This is a genomic window from Kitasatospora sp. NPDC056531 (genome assembly GCF_042794375.1).
GTDB lineage: Bacteria > Actinomycetota > Actinomycetes > Streptomycetales > Streptomycetaceae > Kitasatospora.
Genome location: NZ_JBHTTU010000011.1, coordinates 79,476 through 99,274, shown reverse-complemented (window position 1 = coordinate 99,274; position 19,799 = coordinate 79,476). Strand labels below are relative to the sequence as shown.

At 72.6% G+C, this 19,799-nt stretch carries 14 protein-coding genes; 8 read left to right on the top strand and 6 right to left on the bottom strand.

From position 1 onward, the window contains the following. Positions 1–56: 56 nt before the first annotated feature. From ACFQ87_RS13635 to ACFQ87_RS13620, 4 genes are all read right to left on the bottom strand, one after another. Complete coding sequence (locus tag ACFQ87_RS13635; protein ID WP_380610886.1) at positions 57–1,208, bottom strand: substrate-binding domain-containing protein; 1,152 nt, start codon at positions 1,206–1,208, stop codon at positions 57–59. After that, positions 1,205–2,266 carry an ABC transporter permease gene (locus ACFQ87_RS13630; protein WP_380610885.1) on the bottom strand — a complete coding sequence of 354 codons (1,062 nt, stop codon included), beginning with the start codon at positions 2,264–2,266 and terminating at the stop codon, positions 1,205–1,207. Before ACFQ87_RS13630 ends, ACFQ87_RS13635 begins: the two co-directional genes overlap by 4 nt. Beyond that, positions 2,263–3,825 carry a sugar ABC transporter ATP-binding protein gene (locus tag ACFQ87_RS13625; protein WP_380610884.1) on the bottom strand — a complete coding sequence of 521 codons (1,563 nt, stop codon included), beginning with the start codon at positions 3,823–3,825 and terminating at the stop codon, positions 2,263–2,265. The genes ACFQ87_RS13630 and ACFQ87_RS13625 overlap by 4 nt, the downstream gene beginning before the upstream one ends. Positions 3,826–3,922: 97 nt before the next feature. After that, positions 3,923–6,778: a SpoIIE family protein phosphatase gene (locus ACFQ87_RS13620; protein ID WP_380610883.1), complete on the bottom strand. Its 2,856-nt coding sequence runs from the start codon at positions 6,776–6,778 to the stop codon at positions 3,923–3,925. 171 nt (positions 6,779–6,949) lie between these two features. Between ACFQ87_RS13620 and ACFQ87_RS13615 the strand changes: the two genes are divergently transcribed. Further along, positions 6,950–7,858 (top strand): cyclase family protein, encoded by a 909-nt coding sequence (locus ACFQ87_RS13615; protein WP_380610882.1) that lies wholly within the window; start codon positions 6,950–6,952, stop codon positions 7,856–7,858. 29 nt (positions 7,859–7,887) lie between these two features. Here the strand turns inward: ACFQ87_RS13615 and ACFQ87_RS13610 are convergent, their stop codons facing one another. Next, entirely contained in the window at positions 7,888–8,472 is a 585-nt protein-coding gene (locus tag ACFQ87_RS13610; protein ID WP_380610881.1) for a hypothetical protein, read from the bottom strand. A gap of 305 nt (positions 8,473–8,777) precedes the next feature. Here ACFQ87_RS13610 and ACFQ87_RS13605 point away from each other — a divergent pair, with 305 nt between their 5' ends. Next, positions 8,778–9,947: a PP2C family protein-serine/threonine phosphatase gene (locus tag ACFQ87_RS13605; protein WP_380610879.1), complete on the top strand. Its 1,170-nt coding sequence runs from the start codon at positions 8,778–8,780 to the stop codon at positions 9,945–9,947. 25 nt (positions 9,948–9,972) lie between these two features. On the opposite strand, the gene ACFQ87_RS13600 is transcribed toward ACFQ87_RS13605, so the two are convergent. Beyond that, positions 9,973–11,004: an alcohol dehydrogenase gene (locus ACFQ87_RS13600; RefSeq protein ID WP_380610878.1), complete on the bottom strand. Its 1,032-nt coding sequence runs from the start codon at positions 11,002–11,004 to the stop codon at positions 9,973–9,975. 317 nt (positions 11,005–11,321) lie between these two features. On the opposite strand from ACFQ87_RS13600, the gene ACFQ87_RS13595 reads away from it, so the two are divergent. From ACFQ87_RS13595 to ACFQ87_RS13570, 6 genes are all read left to right on the top strand, one after another. Beyond that, positions 11,322–12,797, top strand: a complete 1,476-nt coding sequence (locus tag ACFQ87_RS13595; protein ID WP_380610877.1) for a ferritin-like domain-containing protein — start codon at positions 11,322–11,324, stop codon at positions 12,795–12,797. A 42-nt stretch (positions 12,798–12,839) separates the two neighbouring features. Beyond that, complete coding sequence (locus ACFQ87_RS13590; protein ID WP_380610876.1) at positions 12,840–14,249, top strand: hypothetical protein; 1,410 nt, start codon at positions 12,840–12,842, stop codon at positions 14,247–14,249. Then, a complete protein-coding gene (locus ACFQ87_RS13585) occupies positions 14,246–15,094 on the top strand; it encodes a LodA/GoxA family CTQ-dependent oxidase (protein ID WP_380610875.1) in 849 nt (282 codons plus the stop codon). The genes ACFQ87_RS13590 and ACFQ87_RS13585 overlap by 4 nt, the downstream gene beginning before the upstream one ends. A gap of 51 nt (positions 15,095–15,145) precedes the next feature. Beyond that, entirely contained in the window at positions 15,146–16,534 is a 1,389-nt protein-coding gene (locus ACFQ87_RS13580) for a radical SAM protein (RefSeq protein WP_380610874.1), read from the top strand. 177 nt (positions 16,535–16,711) lie between these two features. Further along, positions 16,712–18,169 (top strand): NAD(P)/FAD-dependent oxidoreductase, encoded by a 1,458-nt coding sequence (locus tag ACFQ87_RS13575; RefSeq protein ID WP_380610873.1) that lies wholly within the window; start codon positions 16,712–16,714, stop codon positions 18,167–18,169. Between the two features lie 396 nt (positions 18,170–18,565). Next, positions 18,566–19,228 carry an NADPH-dependent F420 reductase gene (locus ACFQ87_RS13570; protein ID WP_380610872.1) on the top strand — a complete coding sequence of 221 codons (663 nt, stop codon included), beginning with the start codon at positions 18,566–18,568 and terminating at the stop codon, positions 19,226–19,228. Positions 19,229–19,799 lie beyond the last annotated feature (571 nt).

The following is a 19,799-nucleotide window of genomic DNA, read 5'->3' as shown; positions in this document are numbered from 1 at the left end:
GCCGACGACCGCACTGACGCGAACTGATCACATGCGCTGCGTCGGCGCCGCCCTCGCTACCTGCCCCAGATCATCCGGTACGCCTGGCGGTAGCCCGCCGGGTCCCAGGAGGTCGCTCCGCCGCTGTTGGCGGCCGTGGTGATGTGGACCGGGGCGACGTAGCCGCTGGCAGGCTGGTGGGAGAAGGCGCGGTTGAACTCGTCGACGATCTGCCAGCCCTGCTCGGTGAGGGGCTCGGGGACGGTGGCGGCCTGGAACTGCCTGCTGTCGATGCGCTGGAAGGCCGAGGGGTCGCCGTCGCCCGCGGCGATGTTGTACGGGGCGGCGTCGCCGGGCCTGCCGGCCGCGCGCAGGGCGGGCGCGGCGTCGGCGAAGTACAGGTCGTTGATGGCGACGGAGTGCGTCCACTGGCCCTGGAAGCGGGCCAGGAGGGCGGAGACCGCCTGGGGGGTGCGGCTGCTCGCGTCCGGGATGGGGATGTTCTCGGAGGCCAGCAGCCGCACGCCGGAGCAGGTGGCGAGTCCGTCCTTGATCAGTCGGGACTTGTTCTCGGCGAACGGGACGGAGTCGTCCGTGAAGACGACGACTCCGGCGTTGCCGCCGGACTCCGCGATGACCCAGTCCGCGCTGAGCCGTGCGACGTCCCCGACGCTGGTGGTGATGTTGCTGAACAGCGGGGGGTTCGTGCTCGGCCCGGGGGCCGCGACCGCGTGCCAGCCGATGAGCGGGATGTGTGCCGCGTCGGCCTGCGCGACCTGCTGCGCGGTCAGACCCGGGTCGAAGCCGCCGATGACGATGCCCGAGGCCTCGAGGTTGACCGCCTGGCCGAGCGCCGCCTGGATGCCGGCGGGCGTGCCCTGCCCGTCGATCACCCGGACGCTCCAGCCGATGACCGTCGCGGCTTCGATGACGCCCCTGGCGACACCCGCGACGCCGGGGTTGGTCATGGTCTGGGCGACGTAGACGATGGTCCGGTCGGGAACCGCCCTGGGGCCGCTGGTGGGGCCGTTCCACGGGACGTCGACCTGCTCGGCCTGCTGGACGTCCCCCTTCGCCCTGGCGAGGGTGTCCGCCGGGCATCCCGCCCTCGACGGCCCTGTGACGGGGGCCCCGGTCCCGGTCGACGGCCCGCGCTGGCAGCCGTCCAGGACGGTGCCCGCCGTTGCCAGCACGACTGCTGCCAGCACGGTCACGGCGTCGCGCTTCACGGCGTGTCCCGGGGGGAAGCCACGTCCGTCGGCGGCGTGGGCCGGCCGCGGTTCTCGGCGGCACCGGCCCGCAGCCGGCGGCGTGCGGAGTAGCCGGCCAGGCCGACGGCGAGGAGCAGCGTCGCGCCGTTGAACAGCGGCACGGCCCAGAAGTCGGCGCCGAGCTGCCCGATACCGGCCAGACCGATGGCGAGGACGGCGACGGCGACCACGGTGCCCAGGGCGTTGGCACGTCCGGGTTTGATCGCGGTGGAGCCGAGCAGCGCGCCGACGAACGCGGGCAACAGGTACTCCAGGCCGACGCTCGGGTTGCCGATCTGCTGCTGCGCGGCGAGCAGGACCCCCGCGAAACCGACGACCAGGCCCGATCCGGCGAAGGCGTAGACGCTGTAGCGGCGGGTGGGGATTCCGACGAGTTCGGCGGCGCGCGGGTTGGAGCCGATGACGTACAGGTACCGGCCGAGCGGCAGCCGCTCCTGGAGCAGCCACAGGACGGCCGCGAGCGCGACCACGTAGGAGGCGGACACCGGCAGTGCGAGGAACGTGGAGTCGTAGAGGTCGGTGAAGGCGACCGGCAGACCGCCGGCACCGGGGAGGACCCGGGCGCCGCCGGTGATCCAGCCGGTGAAGGCGTACAGGATGCTGCCGGTGCCGAGCGTGGCGATGAAGGAGTCGATCCGCCCGAACTCGACGATGACACCGTTGAGGGCCCCGAAGGCCGCTCCGCCCAGGATCACGGCCAGGCAGGCGAGCGGCCAGGGCCAGCCGCCGTCGACGATGAGCCGCAGCACCACGACGTGCGCGAGACCGAGGCCGTAGCCGATGGACAGGTCGAACTTGCCGGTGGCGATGGGGATCGTCGCACCGAGCGCCAGGATGGCGGGGATCGACTGGTTGGACAGGATCGAGGAGACGTTGTCGAGGGTGGGGAAGGTGTTCGGCCGCGCGACGGAGAAGATCAGGAACAGCAGAACGGCGAGGGCCGGCAGGCCGTAGCTGCCGATCAGGTGTCCGCGCCGGCGGCCCTGCGGGGACCGGCGGAAGGTGGGCTCGGTCATCGGCCTGTCGCACGCCTGTCGCCGTCACCGCCGGTGACGGGAGGCAGGGCCGAGGCGGCGGAGGTGAGTTCGGTGACGGTGAGGGCCGCACCGGTCAGCTCGGCGGTCACGGTCCCGCGGACGAACACCAGGGCGCGGTGGCACACGGTGGCTACCTCCTCGAAGTCGGTGGAGATGAGCAGGACCGCGAGGCCGTCGGCCAGCGCCTGGTCGAGCAGGCGGTAGAGCTCGGCCTTGGCGCCGACGTCGACGCTGGCGGTCGGCTCCTCGAGGATCAACAGCCGCCGGTGCACCTGGAGCCACCGGCCGACCATGATCTTCTGCTGGTTCCCGCCGGACAGCGTGGCGATCGGCGCCTCGCTGTCGCGGGGGCGCACCGAGAACCGCTCGATCAGGGCGGCGGCCTGGGCCCGCTCGCGCCGGGGGCTGATCCAGTGCAGCGCCGACCGGCCGGCCGACCGGGGGTTCGCCAGGAGGTTCTCACGGACCGTCAGTTGGGCGGCGCAGCCCTCCTCCTGACGGTTGCCGGTAACCAGGCCGACACCGGAGCCGACGGCACCGGCCACCGTGCGCGGGGTGTACGGTCGGCCGTCGAGCAGCGCCCGCCCGCCGAGGATCGGACGGGATCCGGCGAGGGCGCGGCCCAGGTCGAGGTGGCCGGCGCCGGTGAGGCCCACCATGCCGAGGATCTCGCCGGCATGCAGATTCAGGCTGACCGGCCCGGCGTTCGTGGTCCGCACCGCGTCGAGGCTCAGCACCACCGGGCCCTCGACGGGGGCGACCGGGGCGGCCCGGCGGCCGGCCGGCTCGCGGCCCACGATGTCGTGGACCAGGCGCCGACGGCTGTGGCCGGCGAGCGGGCCGGAGCTGATCAGACGACCGTCGCGCAGGACAGCGAAGGCGTCGGCGACCTGGTAGACCTCGTCGAGCCGGTGGGTGACGTAGACGATGCCGTGCCCTCGGTCGCGCAGGGTGCGCAGGACGGCGAAGAGCCGGGCGCAGTCCGCGGCGGGGAGGCTGGCGGTCGGCTCGTCCAGGACGATGAGCTCCGCCCGGGTCGCCAGCGCGCGGGCGATGGCGACCAGCGAGCGCTCGGCGGGGGCGAGGTCGGCGATCCGCGCGTCGGCGTCGAGGTGCCCGGCGATCAGGGCGAGGGCGTCGGCGCAGCGCTCCCGGGTCCGCCGCCAGGAGACCAGCCCGTGGCGGCGCGGGTAGCCGGCGACCAGGGCGATGTTCTCGGCGACCGTCATCCAGTCGACGAGACCGAGATCCTGGTGGATGAAGGCCATACGACGGGCGGCGGCCTCGGTGCCGAGCGGGTGCCCGGCCACCGTCACCTCGCCCTGGTCCGCGTGGTGGATCCCGGCGAGTGTCTGGATGAGGGTGGACTTGCCGGCGCCGTTCGGACCGAGCAGGGCCAGGACGCTGCCGCGATGGATGTCGAGGTCGATCCCGACCAGCGCGGGAGTGCCGCCGAACCGCTTGCCGAGACCGCGGATGCGGACGAGTGGGCCGCGGCTCGCGGGTGGGCCCGCCAGGGGGCCGGGGGTCTCGTGCATGGACCACCGTTCCTACCAGCTCAGCTCGGCCGCCGTGGTGTTGACACGCCACGGCGGCCGTTGACGTCCGGAGGGCGGGTGATGTCCGGAGGGCGGGTCATCCGATTTCAGGAATGTCGGCGAACTGGTTCTCGAAGAAGCTGCTCTCGAAGAGGTCGGGGACGCCGTCGGCCGCCTCCAGGGCGCATTCGGCCCAGATGACCTTGCCCCTGGCCGTGTAGCGGGTGCCCCAGGCCTGGGTGAGCTGGGCGACGAGGAACAGGCCGCGGCCGCCCTCGTCGGTGGTGGCCGCGTGGCGCAGGTGGGGGGCGGTGCTGCTGCCGTCTGAGACCTCGCAGATCAGGGCGCGGTCGTGGATCAGACGGACCTGGATGGGCTCGATGCCGTAGCGGATGGCGTTCGTGACCAGCTCGCTGAGCAGCAGTTCGGTGACGAAGGCGACCTCCTCCAGCCCCCAGTCGCTCAGGCGGCGGGCGGCGGCGGCGCGGATGTCGCCGACCCGGGCCGGGTCGGCGGGCAGGTCCCAGGTGGCGATCCGGCCGGGGTCGAGGGCGTGGGTGCGGGCGACGAGCAGCGTGACGTCGTCGGCCGGGTGCTCGGGTACCGCGGCCTCCACGACCGTGCGGCAGACGTCCTCGGGTGAGCGGTTCGGGTGGGCCAGGGCGGTGCGCAGGCGGTCGAGGGCCGCGTCGGGGTCGCGGTAGTGGTCTTCGAGGAGTCCGTCGGAGTAGAGGACCAGCTGGCTGCCTTCGGGGAGGTGCAGCTCGGCGGTCTCGAACGGCAGGCCGCCCAGGCCGAGCGGGGGTCCGGCGGGGAGGTCGGGGACGGTGACCGTGCCGTCCGGGTGGACCACCGCGGGTGGCGGGTGACCGGCGCGGGCCAGCGTGCAGCGCTGCGAGGTCGGGTCGTAGACGGCGTACAGGCAGGAGGCGCCGATGATGCCGTCATTGCCGGTGACGGGCTCCACGCCGTCCTCGTCCCGGTCCAGGCGCCCCACGAGGTTGTCCAGGTGGGTGAGGAGCTCGTCGGGGGCGAGGTCCAGTTCGGCGAAGTTGTGCACGGCGGTGCGCAGGCGGCCCATGGTGGCGGCGGCGTGCAGTCCGCGGCCGACGACATCGCCGACGACCAGGGCGACCCGGGCACCGGAGAGGGGGATGACGTCGAACCAGTCCCCGCGCACCCCGGACTCGGCGGGCAGATAGCGGTGGGCGACCTCGATGGCGCTCTGCTCGGGCAGGCTGCGCGGGAGCAGGCTGTGCTGCAGGGCCAGGACCATGGCGTGTTCGCGGGTGTAGCGGCGGGCGTTGTCGATGCAGATGGCGGCGCGGGTGGCCAGCTCCTGGGCCAGCGAGCGGTCGTCGTCCCCGTAGGGGGCGGGGTTCCGGGCGCGGTAGAAGCCGGCGATGCCCAGCACGACGCCGCGGGCCAGCAGCGGGACGGTGATGAGGGAGTGGACGTCGTACGCGAAGAGGCGCTCGGCCCCCTCGGGGTTCTGTGAGATCCAGCCGGCGGCCCTGCGCAGATCGGGTTCCAGCACCGCCTGCCCGCTGGCCAGGCAGCGGCGGTGGGGCGTGGTGGGGTTGAGGTCGACCCGTTCACCGACCGGGTAGAAGGGGCAGTCGGTGCGGATGCCGTGGACCACCGTGCGGTGCAGCTCGCTGCTCGGGTCGGTGGGCTCCTCGCCGCGCAGGACGGCCTCGGGCAGGTCGATGGTGACGTAGTCGGCCAGCCGCGGGACGGCCATCTCGGCGAGTTCCCATGCGGTGCGGGTCACGTTCAGGGTGGTGCCGATGCGGGTGCTGGCCTCGGACAGCAGCTCCAGGCGGCGGCGGGCCGCGACGGCGTACTGTCCCACGCCCGGCTCGCCCAGCAGCAGCAGCCTGGTGGCCTCGTCGGGCGCGGGGGCGGACGGCGCCTCGGCCCCGCGATCCGATGCGGCACCCACGCGGTGCCGCATCGGTGGGACGGCGGCGGTCATGGCGGGCACCGGGAGACCGCCCGGCCGCCCGGCCTGGTCGGGGGCGGCGGGCCGGGGCGGCGAGTCGCCGTGCAGGATCGCCTCGATGACGAAGCCCTCCACCCCGGACGCGCTGGCCACCGGGCGGCTCAGCAGGGTGACCCGGCGACCCTGGGAAAGGGTCACCTCGACCGCGGTGCGGCGGGCCGAGGAGATCAGCTCGGTGGCCAGCTGTTCGAGCAGTGTCTGGTCGTGCCGGTCCAGCCCGCTTCGGGGCAGCTCGTCCAGACCGACGCGGCGCCCGTCCCCGGCCGCCTGGTCGGTCCGGGCGCGGCGCCTGGAATCGAGGTACGCGCGCAGCAGGGTGCGCTCTCGCGCCGAGCTCTGCGCCAGCAGGCGCCGCTCGATGGCGGTGGCGGCCTTGCGGATCAGGTCCGCCATCTGCGGGTCCGCGTAGGCGGGCGGATAGGCGAAGCAGAGGACGCCCTCGATCCGCCCGCTGAGGGGGTCACGGACGGGAATCGCGGTACAGGCGTTCGACTGGCCGCGCTCGGCGAAGTGCTCGGCTCCGGAGACCTGGATGAGTCGCCGTTCCGTGAGCGCCAGCCCGATGCCGTTGGTCCCGCCGTACTGCTCGGCGAACACGAAGCCCGGCACGCTCTGGACCGCGGGCAGCTGCCTGACCATGGCCGCATCGCCGAAACGGCGCTGCAGCACCGCCCCGTCCCCGTCGGTCAGGGCCACGTTCATCCGGCTGCCGGCGAACCTGGATGCCAGCCGGTCCAGCACGGGCCTGGCCGCGCGGACCAGTCGGCCGTCCAGGTCGATGTCCGGCCGGTACGGGAGTTCGGAGCCGTCCGGGGAGATCCCCATCGACTGGCAGCGTTGCCAGGAGTTCAGGATCAGACTCCGCACGCCACCCTCGACCGGTTCGCCGAGCATGAACCGCTCACGGGCCCGTACGGGGCCGATCCCCGCCTCATCCGAAAGTGTCATGGCCGCCACAGCGCTCACATTTCCGTGGAGCTGCACCCTTTCGATGCAATATTAGGACTTTGCCCGTTCTGAGGTCTTTGTTACCGGATCGCGCACGCTCCCCGAGCACGGTGGCGGTATCGCGACCATCACCGCATCATCGGCAGAGCGGGGGCCGGGTTGAGGAGTGCCATGACCAGTGCCAACGGGCCGGCGATGACCCGCGCCGAGTTCGACGCGCTTTTCCGGCAGCTGCGCCGCGGCCATCTCCCCGGGCCGGTCGAAGCGAGGCGACGGGTGGCAGCCGCCGGACTCGTACGCACGGGTGAGGTGGTCGCCATGGGGCGGCCGTGGGACAGCGTGCCGGGGCCCGACAACCGCAGGCCGGCACTGCACCAGATGACCGAACTGGCGGACGTCACGGCCCCTGAGCCGACCGTGCACCGGGACTTCATCGCCTCCGACTACCACGGCAAGGCGCAGACGCACCTGGACGCGCTCTGCCACATCGCGTACGGCGGACTGCTCTTCGCGGGAGTCCGGGCGCGAGAGGTGTTCTCCTCGCAGGGTGCCGCCTACGGCGCGGTGACCGACCTGCTGCCCGGACTGGTGGGGCGAGGAGTCCTGCTGGACGTGCCACGCCTGCGCGGCACGGCCTGGCTGGAGCCGGGAGAGGCGATCGGCGGCCAGGAGCTGCTGGTCTGTGCCGAGGAACAGGGCAGCCCGCTCCGCCCGCAGGACATCCTCCTGGTCCGCACCGGCCACCTCGCCCGACGGCGGCGACTGGGCGCGTGGGACCCGGACGACCTCAGCGCGGGACTGCATCCCGGCGCGATGCGCGTGCTGAGCGAGTCACAGACCTCGGCACTGGGCAGCGACGGCGACAGCGACGTGCGCCCGAGCCCCGTCGACGGCGTCCACTCGCCGGTCCACGTGCTGGCCATCACCGCCCTGGGCCTGTCGCTGATCGACAACCTGGACCTGGAGCCGCTGGCCGAGGCGTGCGCGCGCACCTCACGTTGGGAGTTCCTCCTCGTCGCCGCGCCCCTGAACATCCCCCGCGGCACCGGCTCCCCGGTCAATCCGCTCGCGGTCTTCTGAGCGCTCGCGGCTCGCTCCGGGCGGCGCCGTCACCACTCGTCGTAGTCGCCGATCACCCGGAAGCTGCCCACGGCGCCGTCGCCACCGAACATGCTCCCGTGGGCGGTACGGGTCACGACGCCATTGGTGGCACCGTAGGGACCCACGGTGGTGACCGGAGAGCCGCCGTCACAGGAAAAGCCGCGGTAGACCTCGACGATCTTCCGGCTGTCGTTGAAAACGCTGAAGCTGGTGGAGCCCAGTCCGCTGGCAGCGGTGATGCATCCCTCGGAGTCGGCGGAGTACGTCCGTTCGTTGAAGTAGATCCTTCCCGCTTCCTCATGGCCGTGGCCGCGTCCGCGCTCATGGTGGTCGCGGCCCTCGCGCTTCTCCCCGTCCTCGCCGCCGCGGCTCTCGCCGCCGCCGCCCGCGACGGCCGCGGCCGGGGCGGCCTGCTCGACGGGCTGGGCCGCCGGCTGAACGGACAGGGGCGCCGGGGCGACTTGTTCGACGGGCCGGGCCGGCTGCTGGACGGGCGGGGACGCCGAGGTGGATCCGGCGAGGGCGTAGGTGATACCGGTGGTTGCGAGGGCCGCCGCGCCTATTCCGGCAGCGGCCACGGCCAAGATGCGCATGCGCATGTCACTATCTCTCTGTCTCACGGACGTCGGCCGGGTGACCGACCCGCGATGAACGTAACGACAGCCGTTATGCACTGTCATTTCGGACATGTCCGAGGTGTGACACCATGAGTCCAGCCAAGTGAAAATGCGGCAGGTATCGCATACCGGTGAAATATCCGCGCCCCGCAAGGCCTCATCCAGGTTGAGATCCGTTCCGCGCGGACGGCGACACCGGAGCGGCTACGGTCGGTACGTCAGTTACCACGCATTGCCCAAACACACCTGCGCTCGCCGACGCCCAGGAGCACAGTGGGGACATGGAAGTGCGAGCACGCGCGGCCCGCCACCAGCAGCGCGGACAACGGAGCTGGCTGCTGCTGCTGATCCCGCTCGCTCTCATCGCGGCGATCACCGTGGTCGATCTCCGGTCCCCCACCAGCGTCCACCTCGGCCCGCTCCTGGTGATCGCTCCCGCCCTCACCCCCTCGTTCGCCGGCCTCCGCCCGACCGCCGTCGTCGGAGCCCTGGCCATCGCCGCCCAGGTCCTCATCGCCTACCTCCACGGCGGCATCGCCACCAACAACCACATCGCGCAGATCATCGCGCTGACCGTCCTGTGCATCCTGATCGTCATGTTCACCGCCATCCGCGAACACCGGGCCAGACAGCTCGCCCGCGCCCAGTCAGTCGCCGAAGCCGCCCAGCGCGCCCTGCTGCGCCCGCTGCCCGAGCAGATCGGGCCGCTTCAGATCGCCACGATGTACCTCGCGGCCGAAAAGGAGACGCAGATCGGCGGCGACCTCTACACCGCCACCCGCACCTCGGGCGGAACCCGCATGGTCATCGGAGACGTCCGGGGCAAGGGCCTGGCGGCCGTCGGCGAGTCGGCCCTGCTGGTCAGCGCCTTCCGCCTCATCGCCGCGCAGCACGACACCCTGGCGGACCTGGCGTCCACGCTCGACCACAACGTGGGGCGCTACCTCACTGACTTCGCCCAGGAGAGCGGCGAGATCGTCGAGCACTTCATCACCGCGATCCTCCTCGACCTGCCCGACGACGAGCCCGTCGCCCGCATGACCAACTGCGGACACCCGCCGCCCCTCCTGCTGCGCGACGGCCGCGCGCTGCCCGTCGACTCCGTGCCGGCCGCTCCACCCCTCGGCGTGAACGACCTGGGCGACGGCAGGTACCCGAGCGACGACTTCCCGTTCGAAAGGGGCGACACGCTGCTGCTGTACACCGACGGGGTCACCGAGGCACGCGACAGCACCGGCGAGTTCTACCCGCTCGCCGATCGCGCCGCCCACTGGACCAGATGCTCCCCCGAGGCACTCGTCAACCACATCCGCCGCGACCTGCTCGCCCACGTCGGCCACCAACTCAACGACGACGCCGCCGTCATCGCCATCCGGCGTGCCGAACCCACCGCCGCCCACGCCGCCGAGCACGCCGAGCACTGTGAGCACCCGCCCCCTCCGCGAGAGTGAGAAGCTGCGGCAGGTCGATCTCCCGTCATCCCGTCCCGGTGGTGAGCACCATGCGGAAGCGGGCGGTACCGGAGAGCATCCTGCGGTACGCCTCGTCGGCCCGCCCGAGCGGCGCGGTCTCGATCATCGGTCGGATTCCCTGCAGGGCGCTGAACGCCATGGTGTCCTCGATGTCCTGCGCGGTGCCGGACGGGTGGCCGCGAACGGTCCGGGCGCGCATGAGCAGCTGGACCGGGGCGATCCGAAGCGGCTCGGTGTCCGCGCCGATGACCACCAGTTCACCCCGGTGGGACAACCCGTCCACGGTCGCCGAGATGGCGGCGGAGTTCGCGGCGGTGGCCAGGACCACCCTGGCGCCACCGAGGGACTGCAGCGCGTCCGCGACGGGCGTGCCGGCCGTGCTGTCGATGTAGTGGTGCGCGCCGAGCTGCTTGGCGAAGTCGGCCTTGTCGGCGCCGCGGGCGATGGCCACGGTCTCGAAACCCATGGCAGCCGCGTACTGCACACCCAGGTGGCCGAGGCCGCCGATGCCGAGTACGGCGACGAGGTCGCCCGGCCGTGCGGAGCTCGTCCGCAGCCCGTTGTACGTGGTCACCCCGGCGCAGGCCATCGGCGCGGCGTCGGCGGCGGCCAGCGCGTCGGGGATCCGGGCCAGGGCGTCGACCGGCACCACCGCCGCCTCGGCGTAACCACCGTCGTACGCCCAGCCGGGGACCTTCAGGTTCAGGCACAGGACGAAGTCGCCCTGCCGACAGGGGGCGCAGTGCCCGCAGCTGCCGCCGAACCAGCCCACCGCCACCCGGTCGCCCACCTGCCAACCGGTGCTCTGCGTCCCCTCGCCGAGCTCGTCGATGCGCCCGGCGATCTCGTGCCCGGGGACCAGCGGAAACCGGACGCCCGGCAGGGCGGCGTTCACGAACATGGCGTCGCTGTGGCAGATCCCGCAGGCCTCCACGGCGACCCGTACATGACCGGGGCCCGGCCGCGGCACGTCACGCTCGACGACCTCGAACGACCCGCCGACGTCGGCCACCTGTGCCACTCGATAGGTACTCATCCGGATTCCTCCCGCTGCACCGGCACGACCACCCCTCGGAACCAGCAGACCAGCTCCGGCCCGAACACGCTCGCCGAGCCCGGACCCGGGCGAGACATCGGCCGCGCCCCCGGCAGCGCGGGAGAACCCGCGCGCCCCGGCGCACGAGAACGACTCGTCCCTGCGCGTGTGCGCCCTGGACCGTACGGGTGTCATGGCCTGGACTACCGCTTCCCGGCAGGGGAAGCTTCTGTCGCATGTCACTGACGGTGACTGTGGGTGCTGCGCCCTGACTGTGGGTGACTCGCCCCGATGCGTCGAGTCCTGGGACGGAACCCATGCGAACGAGGATCACCAGGCACCTGGAGTCCGCCTTTCCCGAGCTGGCCTTCGGTGCGAAGGCCGCGCCGGAAGGCCGGCCGGTCCTGCCGCCGGAGTTCAACTGGCGCGACTACACCGTGCTACTGCTGCATGTGGCCGCGGAGATCGAGCACTCGCTGATGGTGCAGTACCTCTTCGCCGCGTACTCGCTGGGCGGACCACAGGTCCCCGAGCACCTGCGCGCGGACGTGCGGCGCTGGCAGGAGATCGTCCTCGGCATCGCCAAGGAGGAGATGGGCCACCTGCTCACCGTACAGAACCTCCTGCTCGCGCTCGGCGGCCCGGTCCACCTCAGCCGGGAGGACTATCCGTGGGGCACGGACTTCTACCCGTTCCCGTTCACGCTCCGGCGGCTCACCGCGGAGACTCTCGCCCAGTACATCTGCGCCGAGAGCCCGCCCGACTGGACCGGCGAGGAGGCCGAGCGGATCCGGCAGCTGGCCGCCGGAAAGCAGGGCGTGCCGGTGAACCGCGTGGGCGCCCTCTACGATCGGCTGACCGACATCCTGGGAGACCACGACCGGATCCCGGACGCCGCCTTCCAGGCCGAAACCCTTCCCTATCAGGCGTCCTGGAACGAGTGGGGCCGCGGCTACACCCTCGGTGAACGCGGTCGGGACTCCGGCAACGTGCCCGAGACCCAGTCCCCCGACCTGCTGATCATCGGCGTCTCCTCGCGTGACACCGCCCTGAACGCGCTGAAGCTCATCGGCGACCAGGGCGAGGCGCTCCCACCGCTCCAGGCCCCGGTCCCGGCGACCGGCAGCGCAGCCGGCACGGGCCCGGGGGAACTCTCCCACTTCTTCCGCTTCCTGACGATCTTCCGCGAACTGGAGCGGCTCGACCCTTCCGACCAGGACGCCACCGCACGGCAGGTCGCCGAGAACCCGCGCACCGACCACCGGCTCAACGAGGAGACCCTGGCCCTGACGCATGCGCTGGCCCTCGCACCGGACCAGTCGCGCCCCGAGGTCACCCCCATCACCCACCCCGAGGCCGCCCGCTGGGGCCACCTGTTCAACCTGCGCTACCGCATGCTGCTGACCGACGTCGCGCACGCCTTCCGCCTGATCGGCCCGCTCGACAACGGCACCACCCTGACCGCGCGCGGATCGCTGATCCACCGGACCTTCGGCGAGATGTACAACCTCCGGGCCGTCGCCGGGATGCTCCTCCAACTCCCGCTCGACCGCGAGGGGTCCACCGGTCTGCTGGCCGGCCCGCCGTTCGAGATGCCGTACACGCTGGACCTCCCGGCGGGCGACCGTAACCGCTGGCTGCTCCAGCGCGACCTCACCGAGGCCTCGCTGCTCGCCGTCGACGACTTGCTGCGGACGAGGCTGACGACCGAGGGCGAAGCGTACCTGCGCGCGCTGCGCGAGACCGACCTCCAGGCACGGGACTTCGTCGACCGCGTCCTGGCCGAGCGCTGAACGACCCCAGGGGGAGCGACCAACCACCTACGAGGAGAGAGCGTGGCCATCAAGGAACTCCGGATTCTCCCGCCCCTGGCGATCGGCCGCCTGGGCGCGGCCGCCCGGCCGATGGACAACTACGAGGCGCTGGTGGACCCGCACCACCCGCTGGCGCCCCGACAACTGCGCCCGGCCCCGACCTTCGAGGTGGATCCGGACAGCGGGGCCATCAGGTCGTACGAGGCCCCGCCCGAGCTGCGATTCACCGAGAACGGCGACGTCCGGCCGGTCGCTCCGTTCCTGGAGGTCTGGGCGCTGACCTCGGAGCCGGGCCGGGAAGACGTGCTGGAGCCGCTGACCCTCGAACTGCTGGCCCGGCACGGGCTCGGGCCCGACAGTGTGCGCTGGACGGTGCACGTGGCCAACCACAAGATCCACCGACGGACCGGCGACGAGAACGACCGGATCGACGCGCAGGTCGGCCCCGTCAACGACCACGCCGTGTACCAGTTGGAGGGCACCTGCCCGCACTTCCGGGCGGGCAAGCGCCTTCCGCTCGGCCACGTCCGCTACCTCAGGCCCACCCCCGAGTTCCCCGGGATCCGGCTGCGCTTCACCCCCGCCGCCGGCCGTGTCTACGGCTCCAGCGCGGAGGAGCAGCCGAAGCCCGACCCGAACGTGACCGACTTCCTGTACGACGCCAACCGGGGCACCTGGCTCGGCTACAGCGACAACCGCAACAGTCCCCGGGTGACCAGCCCCTCCGAGATCTACGCCGGGTCTCGCGACCAGGAGGGCAACTGGGTCAGCAAGGGCTATCTGGACGACGAGTGCGACGGCCTGGTCAGGGCTGAACTCACCATTGACGGCACCCTGTTGAGCGCCTACGGCCGGATCGGCGCCGGCCCGCCGGCCTACGCCCCGGACAGCTTCCCGGTCCGCGCCGTCGCGGACGAGCTGGAGCAGGCCATGTTCGGCCCCACCGTCACCCCCGACGAGGTCTCCCTGGAGGCCGCCGAGGAGGTGGTCCGGCGCGCCTTCGACACCGTCCGGCTGATGAACACGGCCGTCCTGAACGGCAACACGGTGAACGGCCAGGTCCGTGGCGCCTCCACCATGGTCGCCCAGGACACCAACGACACCGGCCGCCTGTACGAGCCGATCATGGCTCCGTCACTGGTCGACCGCACCGCGCTGCTGAACCTGCACCAACAGGTGCTCGCCGGCCTGCGCAGCGGCACGGCACCGTGGTTCGCCGATGTGCTGCGCGACTTCGACGACGTCGGCGACCTGTCCGACAAAGGACGGCGCAAGATGCCGGCCCTGATGCGCGGCGCGGACGGTCGCTCCCTCGCGCTGACCCGCCGCCAGGTCGACCTCATCCGCAAGGTCGCCCAGCGGGCGATCTTCACCGACAACGGTCCCGCCAGCGCCGCCACTTCGGCCGCCACCCCCGAGGAGCAGGGATGACAGAGCCCCAGCCGATCACCTCGATCCAGCCGACGAACCTCTCGGCGCAGCTGCACTACCGGGCGCCCGGGAATCCGCCCAGCACCCTGGCGGCCTCGGCCATCTCCAACGCCTTCCCCGGCCTCGAATTCGACTTCCGCAACATCTGGCGCCGGATCCTCGAAGGCATCGAACTGCACGAGGCGGACAACCTGGTGATCCGGGCCCCGGACCACCAGATCCTCGAAGGCTGCCGGCTGCTCCGGGTGGCCGGTGAACCGGTGGTCGGCGACGTGACCGGCCCGCAGTTGCCCCGGGGGACGAACGACCGTCTCACCTCGGCCGGCAACCCCGAGGGTGTGACGATGCTGGAATGGTCCAACTCCCTCGCCAAGGTCCTGGACGACCATGCCGGCCGGCCGGTGACGTGCGACTTCACCATGCAGCCGAGCGACAACCCGGTCGGCATCCCGAAGGACCCGGCCGAGCTGCGCTCGGTCGATCTGGTCGTCCGCCCGTTGTTCGCCGTCAGCGAGGCGGCGCAGGACCGGCTGGCAGTGATCGACGAGCAGCTGGTGCAGCCCGGTGACCTCACCCGCAGCCTCTGCTCGCCCTGGCAGAACGACTACCGCGAGTGCGCCTGCTACTACTGGGCGGCCAGTCGGCCCGACTACGTCAACGTGGACGTGGACGAGCAGGGCGTCAGCGTCGGCAACCACTGGCTCTCGGTGCACCGGGAGCCCAGGGAGTACGTGCTCGACAACGGCCGGGACACCCGCCTCCTGACGTACGACAACCTCTTCCGGGAGTGGCAGCAACACCTGCGGTTCATCGTCGGTGGCCGGGACTACCCGGACCACCGCTGACCATCCGGACCATCTCCGACCATCCGGACCATCTCTGGCGAGGCCCATCCGATGAATCCCTCCCCCACCGGATCCGCGACCTGCGGACCTGCCCGCGAGCTGTTCGAGCTGTCCACCCCGGCCAGCCCCGACCTCCACCTGCTGCATACCGAGGTCGGCCGGCACGCCCTGGTGGTCAACGGCAGCCGCCTGTTCGACCTCGACGCGGACAGCTACCGTGCCCTCGACCGCGCCCGGCAGGCCGGGGACGGCCCCGAGCTCTCCCGACTGATGTCCGAACTAGGGCTGGACGCGCCGCAGTTGATCGACGACCGGCCGCCCGTCGAGCCGCCGGTACGTGCCCTGTCGCTCTCGGTGGCACAGAAGTGCAACCTCGGCTGCACCTACTGCTACGCCCAGCAGGGCAGCTTCGGCAAGACGCCCACCAGCATGCCGGTCGAGACCGCGCTCGCCGCGGTCGAGCTGCTCTTCCGCTCCGCCGCACCGGGCGAGCGGGTGAACCTCTCCTTCCTCGGCGGCGAGCCACTGCTCAACCGGCCCGTCGTGCACGCCGCCACCGAGCACGCGGCCCAGCTCGCGGCGGAGCGCGACGTGCCGGCGACCTTCTCGATCACCACCAACGGCACCACGGTGACGGCCGCGGACGCCGACTTCTTCGAGCGGCACGGCTTCGCGGTGACGGTGAGCCTGGACGGCACCCAGCAGGTGCACGACTCGCTGCGCCCGTACCGGGGCGGACAGGGCAGCTTCCGGAAGGTGATCGCCAATGTGGCACCGCTGCTGGCGGCGCAGCGCCGGATGCAGGTCTCCGCCCGGGTGACGGTGACTCCGCACAACCTCGACCTGCGGGACACCCTGGACGCCTTCGTCCAACTCGGCTTCCACAGCGTCGGCTTCTCGCCGCTGCTGAACTCCCCGACCGGCAGGGGTGAACTGACGCCCGCCGATCTGGAGGTGATGCTCAATCAGATGGTCGCCTGTGGCGAGGAGTTCGAACGGCAGGTGGTCGCCGGCCGCCGCTACCCGTTCGCCAACCTGGTCAACGCGCTGCGCGAACTCCACCGGGGCACCCACCGCCCGTACCCCTGCGGCGCCGGCGCCGGGTACCTGGGTGTCTCGGCGGAGGGCGAGCTCGCCGCCTGCCACCGCTTCGTGGGCGATGCCCGGGGCACGATGGGCAGCCTCGACCGGGGCGTGGACCGCGACCGCCAACTGGCCTGGCTGAGCGAGCGGCACGTGCACCGCCAGGAACCGTGCCGCTCGTGCTGGGCGCGCTACCTGTGCGGCGGCGGCTGCCACCACGAGGTGATCGACCGCGGCCGCCCCGCCTGTCAGTACATCCGCGGCTGGCTGCACTACGCCCTCGGCGCGTACCACCGCCTGCTCGCCCGGAGGCCCGACTGGTTCCGCCCCGGGCCGGCCACCGGGACACCGGCGTGAGCGAGCGATGGGGGTACCCCCGGCCGAAGGCTGGGGGAGAGCTCACCATTGAGGGGCGCGCGTGGGCGAATGCCCCTGCCGAGCGAAGCGAGGCGGGCGCGTGAGTGAGCGGAGCGAGCTCACCATTGAGGGGCGCGCGTGGGCGAATGCCCCTGCCGAGCGAAGCGAGGCGGGCGCATGAGCATCGGGGCGGCGCCCGTCTCCCGGATCGACACCGAGATCTGCGTCCTCGGCGCCGGACCGGCGGGGGCCCTGTGCGCCCGGCGGCTGGGCGAACTGGGCCACCGGGTCCTGCTCGTGGAGCGGCATCCGTTCCCGCGCCCGCACATCGGCGAGGCGCTGACGCCGGCCGTCTGGCCACTGCTGGACAGCCTCGGGCTGCTGCCCGCCGTACGCGGCGCGGGCTTCCTCACGCCCACCTGGTCGAGCGTGCGCTGGGCGGACGAGCAGGTGCGTCGGGTTCGTCTGCCGGCCGGTACGTGCGGACTCACGGTCTGCCGCGGGCGATTCGACCAACTCCTGCTGGACGCCGCCCGATCCGCCGGCGTCACGGTGCTTCAGCCCGCCCGCGCCCACCGGCCCGACCGCCGCGCCGGGGGATGGGAGGTGCCCGTCACGACGCCCGACGGGCCCCGGCGCCTGCGCGCCCGGTTCCTGGTCGATGCCACCGGGCGGGCACGGGTCCTCGGCGGGCGCGTGACGCGCACCGGCCCGCGGACCGTCGCGCTGTACGCGGCCTGGCACGTCGGGACCCGGCAGGGCCCGCCGACCTGCCTGGAGGCCGCGCCGCACGGCTGGCTGTGGGGCACGCCCCTGCCGGACGGGACCTACCGGGCCATGGCCTTCACCGACCCGGAACAGCTGCACCGGTCCGGCGTCCGCCGTTCCTCCCTCGCCGGCTTCCTGCGAAGCCTGCTGGGCGGCTCCGAGCTGCTGCGCGGACTCGCGGACGAGCGGCCCGCGAGCGCGGTGGCGGTCTGCGACGCCACCGGCTACCACGATCCCGACCCCGTTGCCGAGGACCGCATCAGCCTGGGCGAGGCGGCCTTCGCCATCGACCCGCTCTCCTCCTCCGGGGTGGACAAGGCCCTGCAGACCGCCATGGCCGGGGCGGTCACCGTGCACACCCTGCTCGAACCGGGCGGCGACCGGAAGGCCGCGCTGACCTACTATCGCGACAGCCAACTCGCCTCGGTCGAACAGCACGCACGCTGGGCCGGCGGCCACTACGCGGAACACCTCCCGCACCGGGGCAACGGCTTCTGGCGCCGACGCGCCCGGCCGCTCCCCGCCCCCGGGCCGGCCGCCTCACCCGCACCCGCGCCCGTGCCCCGAACGAACCTGGCCGCGCTGATGCAGCGGCGGGTCCGACTGGCACCGCCCGGTCGGCTGACGAGCACCCCCTGCGTGGTGGGCGACCAGGTGGCGCTCCGACCCGCGCTCGCCCACCCCGCGTTGCCCCGGCCGGTGGCCTACCTCGGTGGGCACGCACTCGCCCCACTGGCGGAAGCCCTGCGCGGCGAACACACGCTCGCCGAGGTCCTGCGGGCCTGGAGCCGCACCCTGCCGGCCGAGCAGGCCCTGGCCGTCGCCGCCTGGCTGTACGAACGGGATCTGCTGGTGCTCCAGCCGTGACCGGCACAAGAGACGCCTCCCATCGTGGTGACGCCACGCGAGGCCGGTCGGGCCGCCAGGATGCCGTGGCCGGCGCCCGGGGACGGCGTCAACGGCGAGAACGGTGAAGGAGGTCCGCGTCGGCGCCCGTGAGTCCGCACACCGTTGGACAACTCGGCCAGACGGGTGGATCCGGTACGCCGTCCGGCGGGGTCTCGGGTTGCGCTGAGGCCGGCGGAGGACCCGGGTGCCGAACGTGGGCCACGCGGCGGTTGCCGTGACGGGTGGCGCGGACCGGTGGTGACGCGACGACGACCATGAACGCCGAAGGGCCACCCTGACGGGGAACAGATCCGGTCACCGCCTGGTTGGGGCAGGTCGACGAGCTTGTGGCACTCCCGGAACGAGGGCTTTCCCATGAAGATCGGCATCATCGGCGCGGGCATGATCGGCGGCAACCTCACCCGGCGGCTGACCGCGCTCGGGCACGAGGTCTCGGTGGCCAACTCACGCGGCCCGGAGTCGCTCAAGGCGCTGGTCGAGGAGACCGGCGCGAAGGCGGTGACGGCCGCCGAGGCGGCGAAGGGCGCGCAGGTCGTGGTGGTGACCATCCCGCTGAAGAACGTGCCGGACCTGCCCGCCGGGCTGCTGGACGGCGCGGCCGAGGGCGTGGCGGTGATCGACACCGGCAACTACTACCCGCAGCAGCGCGACGGCCGGATCGACGCGATCGAGGACGGCGGGCTGACCGAGAGCCGCTGGACGGAGCAGCACATCGGCCACCGGGTGGTGAAGGCGTTCAACGGCACCTACGCCCAGGACCTGCTGGAGCGCCCCCGCCCGGCGGGCGACCCGGAGCGCCTCGCCCTGCCGGTCGCCTCCGACGACGAGGCGGCCAAGCGTGTGGTGCGGGCGCTGATCGACGAGTTGGGCTTCGACACGGTGGATGCCGGCGGGATCGACGAGTCCTGGCGCCAGCAGCCCGGCACCCCGGTGTACGGGCTGCGGGAGGGCGTCGTGGCGGTCACCCGGGCGCTCGCCGAGGCCTCCCCGGAGCGCCCGGCGGCCCACCGGGCGTAGCCGGCGGGGCGTCACGGGCCCGGGTCGGCCTCTCCCCGCGGCGGGAAGGGGCCGACCCGGGCGGCGCGCTCAGTTGACGCTGCCCGCGGTGTCGTCGAGGACGAACGAGGTCGAGTAGTACGCGTTCGCGTGGCCGGTGAACTTCAGGGTGAATCTCTGGCCCGCGTACGCCGACAGGTCGAAGGCGTGCTGGGCGTGACCCGGTAGTTGGTGATGTCGACGCCGCCGTTGCTGGTGGGGGCCGCCCAGTTCAGCCGAGGTAGTCGTCGAAGGTGTGGTTCTCCTGGTAGAGGACCACGAAGTGCGATGGGTGCGCTCTGGGCGCTGGTGACCGCCTGCTGGTACCTGCTGTTCACCTGGGCGGTCGGCCGGGGGCGCGCCCTCGTGTCAAGCCCCGCGGTTCGCCGGGGCCTGAGCACGGTGACCGGCGTGGTCCTGCTGGCCCTCGGCGCGGCGGTGGCCGGCGGCCGGTGCCGGTGCGCGGGCGGGGTCTTCTTTTTGCCCCACAACCCCCGTCCCCCCCACCCCCTCCCACCCCCCCCACAGCTCCCCCCCCCCCCCCCCCCCCCCC